Consider the following 243-nt stretch of genomic DNA (forward strand, 5'->3'; position numbering starts at 1 on the left):
GATGTGAAGCTGGCCGTCGGGGTCGAGCGCCTCGATTATACCAAGGGCATTCTCGATCGGTTTCACGCTTTGAACGAATTGTTCAAGCGACAGCCTGAGTGGATCGGAAAACTGGTCTTCCTGCAGATCGCGGCACCCAGCCGCGGCACGCTGCCTGCCTACAAGCTGCTCCATGACGAGTGCCACCGTTATGCCGAAGAGCTCAACCGGCGTTATGGCAGCGAGGGCTACAGGCCGGTGATC

General features: G+C 59.3%; 1 protein-coding gene. It reads left to right on the forward strand.

Annotated elements, in window-relative coordinates; translation table 11 throughout:
- On the forward strand, positions 1–243 hold a 243-nt coding region (locus tag P9230_RS32355; RefSeq protein WP_278121774.1), incomplete at both ends, for a trehalose-6-phosphate synthase.

Origin of the sequence: Mesorhizobium sp. WSM4887, assembly GCF_029625865.1 — a bacterium.
Classification (GTDB): Bacteria; Pseudomonadota; Alphaproteobacteria; order Rhizobiales; family Rhizobiaceae; genus Mesorhizobium.